Source organism: Pseudoalteromonas sp. c7(2019), assembly GCF_011378625.1.
In the GTDB taxonomy this organism is placed as follows: domain Bacteria; phylum Pseudomonadota; class Gammaproteobacteria; order Enterobacterales; family Alteromonadaceae; genus Pseudoalteromonas; species Pseudoalteromonas arctica.
This window is the reverse complement of sequence record NZ_WTKS01000011.1, coordinates 137,544-148,143: the sequence shown is the minus strand read 5'-3', so window position 1 is coordinate 148,143 and position 10,600 is coordinate 137,544. Positions and strand designations below refer to the sequence as shown.

Genomic DNA, 10,600 nt, shown 5'->3' with positions numbered 1-10,600 from the left:
TTTTATTTATTAGGGTATGGGCATAGTGTGCAGATTGGCTCAGTACTTTAACTGCTTAAAAGGATTTTAATAATGACGTTTTTAAAAAATCACAGCGTGCTTTGCGTCCTCTGCGTTTGTTTTAGCTTATTGCTAAGCGGTTGCTCAGAGCCATCATCGCAAAGTACAAAAAACACAACAGCCGTTGACGTTTTTAAATACCCATGGGTTAAAGAGCACAAAAACCATCCAGAGTGGCCACTTGAAATACGCGAAGAGGTGTATGGTGATGCAGATACATTTTCAACCCCGCGGTTAATGTTTTGGAATAAATATAAATACAGTGCAGTGCGCACGCTGTGGTCATCACGGTTAGATGGCTCAGACAGGCGCCGTATTATTCCAGAAGAGGTATTTCAAAAGCTTGAATCTATTAGTATTCATGCACCAGCACGCTCACCAGATAACCGTTATATTGCTATTTCGGGCTATATAAATGACCGAGCGACTCGCCAGTTATACGATACCAAAGAGAAAAAACTCATTACCATGTCAAGCGGGGGCGGCTACCCTTGGTTTAACTGGACCTCAGACAGTGAAAACGTCATTTTTTACTCAGATGGTAAAAATTTTAACTACAATGTACCAACAGGGGAACTAACCTCTCGGCCGCAAATTCACCACAGTGGCGCTGCTTTTTTACTCCCAGGTGATAAAGAGTTTTTAGCTGTAAAGCACGATGGCTTTTGGATACATAAGTTTAATGGTGAAGTAGTGCGTAAAGTGAACTTTGGTTTTCCGAGGAAATGGGAGATGCTGGACCACCGTATCTCACCGGATGGAAAATACTTAGCGTTTATGACTCATATTAGACCAAAAGCGCATTTTCATTGGGTGAATATTGCCAATCCTGAAATAGAGCATTCAGAGAAAGGTATGGGCAGCAATGTAATTTTTTCACTTGATAAAGACGTTACCCTCAAATTTGGCTATAACGATTTTAAAAGGCCAACTAGTCGGGATGAAGTGCCTGACATATACAGTATTATGACTAAAACGAATATTTTAACAGGTGAAAAAAAAATCACACGCGTAAAGGAAATGGGTATTTGGGGTCTTGATACTTTAGGTCCAATAGCGATTACAAATGTAGCAGCGCAGGGGTTGTAACCATACATGCCTTTCTCTAAATAAAAGCCAAAAAGGATTTTGATAATGACGTTTATAAAAAATCACAGCGTGCTTTGCGCCCTCTGCGTTTGTTTTAGCTTATTGCTAAGCGGTTGCTCAGAGCCCTCATCGCAAAGTTCACCACAAGTAGAAGTTGATGTTGCTAAATACCCATGGGCTAAAGAGCATAAAAACCATCCAGAGTGGCCACTAGAAATACGTGAAGAGGTGTATGGCGATGCAGATACATTTTCAACCCCGCGGCTAATGTTTTGGAATAAATATAAATACAGTGAAGTACGCACGCTGTGGTCATCACGGTTAGATGGCTCAGACAGGCGCCGTATTATTCCAGAAGAAATTTTTACCCAACTGGAGCCTGCGGGATTGCATCCACCAGCACGCTCACCAGATAACCGTTATATTGCTATTTCGGGTTATATAAATGACCGAGCGACTCGCCAGTTATACGATACTAAAGAGAAAAAGCTAATCACCATGTCAAGCGGTGGCGGCTACCCGTGGTTTAATTGGACCTCAGACAGTGAAAACGTCATTTTTTACTCAGATGGCAAAAACTTTAATTACCATGTACCTACAGGGGAACTCACCTCTCGACCGCAAATTCACCACAGTGGCGCTGCTTTTTTACTGCCTGGTGATAAAGAGTTTTTAGCGGTAAAGCACGATGGCTTTTGGATACATAAGTTTAATGGTGAAGTAGTACGCAAAGTTAATTTTGGTTTTCCGAAAGCGTGGGAGATGAAAAACCACCGTATTTCACCTGATGGGAAGTATTTAGCATTTATGACTCATTCAAGGCCAAAAGCACATTTTCATTGGGTGAATATTGCTAACCCGGAAATAAAGAACTCAGAAATAGGAGAAGGTAATGGCGTTATTTTCTCTGATAAAGAAGATTATCAGCTGGAATATACCAATCGCAATTTGCCTGAGCGTAATGAGAAAGGGTGGTTCCTTTCCGAGCGTATTATAAGAACAATAAACATAGTGACAGGCGAACAATCAGAAGCATTAGAAAAAGAGAATAATATTTGGGGTATGGGCTCAATATACCCTATAGCAATTACTAATTCGGCAATGCAAGGAAGTTAATATGCATGAACTAAGCAAAGGATCTGCAAGCCCAATAGTTTACTTATTAACAGAATACTTTGAACAGAATGAATCGATTCTATTGATATGCAAGTAGGCTCAATATAGCTCAAATCACTTTGACTATTTTGTCGATAAAGTGAGTAATGGCACTTTTTAATTATTAAACATGGGATTACTTTATAAGCCCAGATAAAAATAATAAAACTTATCTAATCGGAGATCACTTTAAAGCCGATTTGATTATGGTGGCAAGAAGCGTGTTTGGTATTTTTAATCTTGTTATTTAAGGTTTATTGGTTTTTATTTTCTTTATGATTATGTTTTAAAGGTGTTTTGTGGAATTTTTATGCTTGCTTCCATGGCTTTGTAATGTTAAAAATAGGCTTCACTGAACACACACATAAGAAAACAAGATGCATATTATTCGTTTAATTACACTAAAACTTAACCTCTTACTGCTATGGCAAGTGAGCGGGGATTAGTGTGTTTGCATCGAGTTGAACACTAAAAACCCCGCAATTGCGGGGTTTTTTTTATCTCGCGGCTGGGATTAATTGAAATTTGGGTAACATAGGAATGAGGGGCAGTTATGCAAGAGCAAGATAAAGTATGGATTTTTGATACCACCTTACGTGATGGCGAACAGGCGCTTAAAGCAAGCCTTACTGAAGATGATAAAATTCAATTAGCACATACAATTAGCCGCTTGAATGTGGATGTGATGGAAGTGGGTTTTCCGGTTTCGAGCCCTGCTGATTTTCGCTCGGTGCAACGTATTGCAACCGAAGTAAAAGGTCCAATTATTTGTGGTTTAGCACGCTCAGTTGCTAAAGACATTGAAGCCTGCGGCGAAGCTCTTCGCACAGCACAGCAAAGCCGTATTCATACTTTTATTGCTACAAGCCCTTTGCACCTTGAACATAAATTACGCATGAGCCTAGACGATGCAACAGCAATGGCCGTTAAATCAATTAAATTGGCACGTAACTATACTGATGATGTTGAGTTTTCGTGTGAAGATGCCGGTCGTACGCCGCATTGGGATTTATGTAAAATTGTTGAGCAGGCAATTAACGCTGGTGCCTCTACTATTAACTTGCCAGACACCGTTGGTTTTGTAACGCCAGACGAATACGCCGCGATGATCCGCCATTTAATGAATAACGTGCCAAATATTGATAAAGCGCGTTTAAGTGTGCATTGCCATAACGATTTAGGTTTAGCAGTAGCAAACTCGGTAGCCGCAGTGCAAGCCGGCGCACGTCAAATTGAGTGTACTATTAATGGCATTGGTGAGCGCGCTGGTAATTGCTCGCTTGAAGAAGTGGCGATGATCATGAAAATGCGCCACGACCACTTAAAAGTATACACAGATATTAAAAGTGAAGAAATTTACCGCGCATCTCGCCAAGTGGCTAAAATTTGTAATATGCCAGTACAACCAAATAAAGCGATTGTTGGCGAAAACGCCTTTGCACACAGCTCAGGCATTCACCAAGACGGTGTATTAAAAGCGCAAAATACTTATGAGATTATGTCGCCAGAAAGCGTTGGTGTGCCAAGCAACCAATTAAATATGACTTCGCGCTCGGGTCGCCATGTTATTGAGCATCGCTTAGAAGAGTTGGGCTATCAAAAATCTGATTACGATATGGATGGCTTATATAAAAGCTTTATCGAATTGGCTGACCAAAAAGGCACCGTATACGATTACGACCTTGAGGCGATGATTTACTTTAATCAAATTAACGACAAAGACGAAAAATACCAATTAGAATTTGTTAACTCAGCCTCTAACTCGCAATCGGTAGCAAGCTCTACCATTGGAATGCGCATTGATGGCGAAGCCAAACAAGAAGCCGCGACGGGTAATGGCCCAGTAGAAGCCTCGTTTGCAGCCATTGAGCGCTTAACAGGTATGAGCGTTGAAATGATTGAATATAACTTAGAAGCAACAGGTCAAGGTGCAAGTTCATTAGGCCAAGTAAACATTATTGCTAAATACGATGGTCGCCCTTATCACGGTGCGGGCATTGCAGCGGATGTGGTTGAAGCGTCGGTACGCGCCATGATCCGTGTTTATAACTTAATTTATCGTGCACAAAAAGTGTCTGATTTAAAACAACAAAGGAAAGCAGGATGAGTAAAACAAACTACAGCGTTGCAGTATTAGCTGGCGACGGTATTGGTCCAGAAGTAATGGCAGCAGCAGAGCAAGTACTTGATGCTGTGAGCAATAAGTTTGGTTTTACATTAAACCGTCAGCATCATGCTATTGGTGGCGCAGCCATTGATGAATTTGGTGAAGCATTACCACCAAAAACACTTAGTGCCTGTGAAAGTGCCGATGCTATTTTATTTGGTTCGGTAGGCGGTCCTAAATGGGAAAACTTACCACCAAACGAGCAGCCTGAGCGCGCATCGTTATTGCCGCTTCGTAAGCACTTTGGTTTGTTTTGTAATTTACGCCCTGCACAGTTATTACCTGCATTAAGTGCAGCGTCGCCACTTCGCGCTGATATTAGCGAAAAAGGTTTTGATATTTTGTGTGTGCGCGAACTAACTGGCGGCATTTATTTTGGTGAAAAAGGTCGCAGTGGTGAAGGCGCAGAAGAGTTTGCATTTGATACGCAAACATACTCACGAAAAGAAATTGAACGTATTGCACGCTTTGCTTTTGAAGCGGCGAAACTACGTAGTAACCACGTAACGTCGGTAGATAAAGCCAATGTATTAGCATCAAGTGTATTATGGCGCGAAGTAGTAACTGAAGTTAGTAAAGACTACCCAGAAGTAAGCTTAGATTACATTTACGTAGATAACGCCGCTATGCAGTTAGTTAAACAGCCTAGCCAGTTTGACGTACTACTTTGTGATAACTTATTTGGTGATATTTTGTCAGATGAGTGCGCCATGATCACAGGCTCAATGGGCTTATTACCATCAGCAAGCTTGAATCAATCGGGTTTTGGGTTGTACGAGCCAGCAGGCGGCTCAGCGCCAGATATTGCAGGTAAAGGCGTTGCAAACCCAATAGCACAAATATTAAGTGCCGCATTAATGCTACGTTACTCGCTAGGGCAAGACGAAGCGGCTCGCACAATTGAAAAAGCAGTAGCAGAAGCCGTAGAAGCAGGCGTTGGTACACCAGATATATATCCAAGTGCAGGTTACAGCACAAGCGATGTAGCAGCAGCCATCGTTTCACGCATTTAATAACATATTAAAGTTGCAGCACCGTTATGCTGCAACTCAAACAGATTAGGGAATTAGCAAGTGGCCCAAACGTTATACGAAAAAATTTGGCAAGCACACACCGTTGCCAGCATAAACGAGCAAACCGACTTACTTTATATTGACCGCCATTTAGTGCACGAGGTGACTTCTCCGCAGGCTTTTGCAGGTCTACGTGAAAAAAACCGTACTGTACGTTGCCCAGAAAAAACCTTTGCAACGATGGATCATAACGTATCGACTAAAAGCCGATCACTTGATGCCGCAAGCGAAGTATCTAAAAACCAATTAATGGCGCTTGATAAAAACTGTAAAGAGTTTGGTATTGTACTTTACGATTTAAACTCAATTAACCAAGGCATTGTGCACGTAATGGGTCCAGAGCAGGGTATTACTTTGCCAGGTACAACCATTGTATGTGGCGATAGCCATACCTCTACACATGGTGCGTTTGGCGCATTAGCGCATGGTATTGGTACGTCTGAAGTTGAGCACGTATTAGCAACGCAAACGCTACAGCAAAAAAAGGCGAAATCGTTAAAAATTCAAATTAACGGTGTATTGCGTCCAACGGTTACGGCTAAAGATTTAATTATGGCGGTAATTGGCAAGTTAGGTACCGCTGGTGGCACAGGTTATGTAGCTGAGTTTTGTGGTGCAGGCATTGAAGCGCTTTCAATGGAAGCCCGTATGACGCTATGTAATATGAGCATAGAAATGGGTGCAAAAGCGGGTTTAATTGCTTCTGACCAAATTACTTATGATTACTTAAAAGGTCGTCCGTTTGCACCAAAAGGCGCAGATTTTGATGCAGCCGTTGAATATTGGGAAACATTAAAAACGGATGAAGGCGCACACTTTGATTTAGTTGTTGAGCTAAATGCCGACGACATTCAGCCACAAATTACCTGGGGCACAAGCCCAGAGCAAGTAATTGGTGTTGATGAGTGCATACCCGATCCAGATAAAGAACCAGACTTAATTAAAGCCGATGCTATTCGCAGCGCACTTAAATACATGGACTTAAAAGCGGGCGATAAATTATCAAGCGCAAAAGTAGACACGGTATTTATTGGCTCATGTACAAATAGCCGCATTGAAGATTTACGCGCAGCTGCAAAAATTGTTGAAGGCAAACATGTTGTAGCCGGCATAGAAGCATTAATTGTACCGGGTTCTGGTTTAGTTAAAAAACAAGCTGAAGACGAAGGTTTAGCCGATATTTTTAAAGCCGCTGGCTTTGAATGGCGCGAACCAGGTTGTTCTATGTGTTTAGCGATGAACGATGACCGCCTAGAAGCAGGCAAGCGTTGTGCATCTACTTCTAACCGTAACTTTGAGGGTCGCCAAGGTCGTGGCGGGCGTACACATTTAGTTAGTCCTGCAATGGCGGCAGCCGCTGCAATACATGGTCACTTTGTTGATATTAGAGGAGAAGCATAATGAGCGTATTTTTTAGTGGCTTAATGGCTCCACTTGATAAAAACAATGTAGATACTGACCAAATTATTCCTAAGCAGTTTTTAACATCAACTAGCCGCGAAGGTTTTGATGCCGCATTATTTTATGATTGGCGTTACCTAGATAACGACGAGCCAAACCCTGACTTTATTTTAAATCGCCCTTGTTACCAAGGTGCAAAAATATTATTAACGCGCGATAACTTTGGTTGTGGCTCATCTCGTGAGCACGCGCCATGGGCGCTTAAGCAATATGGTTTTGAAGTGATTTTGGCTGAAAGTTTTGCAGATATTTTCTTTAATAACTGTGGTAACAACCAAATGTTAGCCATTGCGTTACCTGCCGATACGCTTGAGCAATTGTTTGTACTTAGCGAGCAGCACGACGATATTAACATTGAAATCGATCTTGAAAATCAAACACTAACAAGCAGTAAGTTTGCACCGATTAGTTTTGATATTAGTAAAGAGGTAAAAGAGCGTTTGTTAAGTGGTTTAGACTTTATTGGTGTAACCGAAACGCTAAACTCACAAATAGATGCGTTTGAAAAGAAACTGGCTACTGAGCGTTCTTGGCAGTAATTTCTTAACCTGTAATTAAGAATCACGTATTAAAAAGCACGGCAATTGCCGTGCTTTTTTGTGGGTAAATATTAGATGTGGTAGCTAAAGGTTAATGCCTAAAGTCAGCCATTAACGCCGGTATACCAGGTAACATACCTACAATTGCCATTACAGTGGTAAGTAACACAAACATAATAAGTGGAATCACCCAGCGGCTCATTTTAGTTAGCTCAGCGCTGCGCTCTTTACAGCCAATCAGCCCTAAGTTATCAAGTAACATAGTAAGTGACCAACCAAAAGCAGGATTAACTAAGGTCGAAGCAAATACCACAATAGCGGCTGATTGCGTCGTTTTACCTTCGCGCGTCATTTCCATGCCAGCCTCAAGTAACGGGATAAACACACCAACAATAAGCGCTACACACAATACAGGCTGCCAAATTGCTAAATCCATAGGGTAACCCCATAAACCTGCAATTATACAAAATAATGCAGTTAAAATAGCGCCAGCAGGGATAGGGCGTTTAGCTATAGCAGCAGGCACAATATAAGTACCCCAAGAGGACGCAAAGTTAGCACCACCAGCAAGTGAGCCAAATGTTTGTCTAACCGATGCACTTAACATGGTGTCGTCGATATTCATTTGTACTTTTTCAGTGCGTTGCGGATAACTTATTTTTTGAAATACTTGATGGCCTAAAAAATCAGGAGACCACATAGCAACGGCGAGCACTGCAAATGGGAGTACAACAACAAAGCTTTCAAGCGTTGGTAAACCTAGCATCCAACCCGTGTTTTCGCCCCACCAGTAAGCTGGGTTCATATTTGGTAAACCCGGTGCAGTATGAAACTCAAACGGTGCGCCTAAGGCAAAGGCAACCACGCCACCAATAAGGCAACTTAACGGCACGGCTAACCAACGCTTTTTAAAGTGCTCTAATAGCGCATACAATAAAATGGTGGCTAAAATAACAATAAACGCAATGTGTGCCATATCAATGGCTTCAGCCCAAGCAAACAGCTTTTTAACTTGCGAAATAGTACCAATAAAGCCTAAATAAATAAGTAGCCCGCCACATACACCTTTACTGGTTAGGCGCGCGAGCATACTTCCTCCCTTGGTTATGGCTAAAATAAAACCAAAGGCACCAATGAGTAAGCCAAACGCCATAGGGTGACCGCCAGCAGCAACAACAATAGGAATTAACGGAATAAGCGGGCCGTGAGTACCAGCCAAGTTGGCTGTTGGTAAAATAAAGCCTGAGAATAAGATGATAAAAATAGAAACAATGAGTAATTCGTAACGTACATTTTCTAAAACAAATGCATCGCTTAAACCAAGAGGCGCCGCAAAGGTTGCTGCAATAGCCCCCACCATAACGACTTTACCAATAGTGCCCGCCATTGCAGGTATAGTGTCTTCAAATTCAAATCGGTAATCTCTAAACGGTAAATTAGGACGCCAGCGCTTAGGCTGCATAATTTGTAATTCATGTTCGAGGTACTCGTCGCGAGTATTAAACTCTGAACTCGGCTTGTGAAGTTGCTCGTAGCTTTGAGCATCCTTGTGCGTGTTTGATGGTGCATCACCGGGTGGTGTAGTTTGCATGCGTTCTCCTGCAACATTGTTGCTTAATCAAATAAATACGGCTTTGTTAAAGCAAATGAATATTGAACATGCAGGGTAAATCAGCTCTTAGGCTGGGATGTATAGGCAAAAGGTCGTGCATGGTTGTTTTTAATACAGTTAATCTGACAGTCAGCTTTACGTTAGAAATTATAAAACTATACAAAATGATTTAAAGTTATTATAAATCAATGGCTTGTTTTTTATTTTAAGGAGTTTGATTACTGTTTATAGCGGGGAGTAGTGTTAATGGCAGGTTATTATCCTTTAGTCTTAGTGGCTGTAAAAGCCGCTTTGTTTGAAAAGCTTATTGGTAGCAGCCGTTAATTTCGTTTTATTTGTGGTGAAATAATACTTCTGTTACTTTCGGATTGTTAATAACAACAATAAAGAATAGAGATGCAACTCAACTCCCCTAAATCAATTGGTATTTTACTTGGTACGCTTTACGGCATATTTATGCGGCTGTTTGTAGAGCTAGTCAATGCTTACAATTTAGGTAGCTTAGTCTCTATATCATTTATGTTTTTAGTGCCTGTTGCTATTGGCTATATTCGTATTCACTTTGAGTACAACGAATCAAAAACATTAACTAAAAGGCAAATGATCACGATTGCTTGGCAGCCTATTTTTGTTTTTTTATTTGTAAGTATAATTACTTTGCTTGAAGGGAGCATTTGTGTGGCAATGGCTTTGCCTGCTTTTATGTTTTTTGCCAGCATTGGTGGGTTACTTGCGGGCTTTGTTAGAAAACGTAAAATAAAAAAAGCGAATAGTTCTTTATTATCAATCGCGTTGTTACCTATATTGCTCTCACCTATTGAAGTTAACTTTTTACATTTATCAAAAACATACGAAGTAACAAATTCAATAGCTATTAACGCGCCCATCAATGTTGTGTGGCAGCAGTTAGCTAATGTGAGTGACATAAAACCACAGGAAGTGCCTTTTTCACTCACTCAATTAATTGGTGTACCAAAGCCATTAAAGGCAAGTATGAATGCTAGCGGTATAGGCGCTGTTCGCACAAGTACTTGGCAAAAAGGCGTTGTGTTTAAAGAAGTAATAACCGACTGGCAACCAAATAAACAGATGCATTATAGATTTGATATAGACCCTGATGCTATCCCCGATGACGCACTCGATAAACACGTAAAACTAGGCGGTGAATACTTTTCACCTCTTTACGGTGGATATGAGTTAAGTGAAGATAAAATCGGCAATACGATTTTAACGTTAAAAACGACCGTGCAAGATAATACAAATTTTGGTGTTTATTCGCGAATATGGGGTGAGGTGATATTTCAAGATTTTCATCATTCACTTTTAACGTTGATGAAAAACAGAGCTGAAAAATCACTTATCGCAGCTGTTTCTTATAATTAGCTTAAAGCATTGTGTTTATAAAAATATTACACGCTAAAAGGTAAAGCCTTTGCATTTGCAA

The 10,600-nt window shown here is 41.0% G+C and carries 8 protein-coding genes; 7 read left to right on the top strand and 1 reads right to left on the bottom strand.

Features of this window, described 5'->3' with window-relative positions; all coding sequences use genetic code 11:
• Window positions 1-72 precede the first annotated feature (72 nt).
• The 6 genes from GQR38_RS13680 (at window position 73) to leuD (ending at window position 7,544) form a co-directional block, all read left to right on the top strand.
• Window positions 73-1,149 (top strand): hypothetical protein, encoded by a 1,077-nt coding sequence (locus GQR38_RS13680; RefSeq protein WP_165723085.1) that lies wholly within the window; start codon window positions 73-75, stop codon window positions 1,147-1,149.
• Between the two features lie 45 nt (window positions 1,150-1,194).
• Window positions 1,195-2,265, top strand: coding sequence for a hypothetical protein (locus tag GQR38_RS13675; RefSeq protein WP_165737984.1), 1,071 nt, complete (start codon window positions 1,195-1,197; stop codon window positions 2,263-2,265).
• 592 nt (window positions 2,266-2,857) lie between these two features.
• Window positions 2,858-4,411 (top strand): 2-isopropylmalate synthase, encoded by a 1,554-nt coding sequence (gene leuA, locus GQR38_RS13670; protein WP_008171909.1) that lies wholly within the window; start codon window positions 2,858-2,860, stop codon window positions 4,409-4,411.
• Complete coding sequence (gene leuB, locus GQR38_RS13665; RefSeq protein WP_165722259.1) at window positions 4,408-5,484, top strand: 3-isopropylmalate dehydrogenase; 1,077 nt, start codon at window positions 4,408-4,410, stop codon at window positions 5,482-5,484. Before leuA ends, leuB begins: the two co-directional genes overlap by 4 nt.
• A 60-nt stretch (window positions 5,485-5,544) precedes the next feature.
• The gene (gene leuC / locus GQR38_RS13660) at window positions 5,545-6,945 is read left to right on the top strand and encodes a 3-isopropylmalate dehydratase large subunit (RefSeq protein ID WP_007582204.1); all 1,401 of its coding nucleotides are present in this window, start codon (window positions 5,545-5,547) and stop codon (window positions 6,943-6,945) included.
• Window positions 6,945-7,544, top strand: a complete 600-nt coding sequence (leuD, locus tag GQR38_RS13655) for a 3-isopropylmalate dehydratase small subunit (RefSeq protein WP_165722257.1) — start codon at window positions 6,945-6,947, stop codon at window positions 7,542-7,544. Before leuC ends, leuD begins: the two co-directional genes overlap by 1 nt.
• Window positions 7,545-7,635: 91 nt before the next feature.
• Here the strand turns inward: leuD and GQR38_RS13650 are convergent, their stop codons facing one another.
• Entirely contained in the window at window positions 7,636-9,135 is a 1,500-nt protein-coding gene (locus GQR38_RS13650) for a DUF3360 family protein (protein ID WP_007582201.1), read from the bottom strand.
• A gap of 417 nt (window positions 9,136-9,552) precedes the next feature.
• Here GQR38_RS13650 and GQR38_RS13645 point away from each other — a divergent pair, with 417 nt between their 5' ends.
• Window positions 9,553-10,539 carry a hypothetical protein gene (locus GQR38_RS13645; protein ID WP_165722256.1) on the top strand — a complete coding sequence of 329 codons (987 nt, stop codon included), beginning with the start codon at window positions 9,553-9,555 and terminating at the stop codon, window positions 10,537-10,539.
• Window positions 10,540-10,600 lie beyond the last annotated feature (61 nt).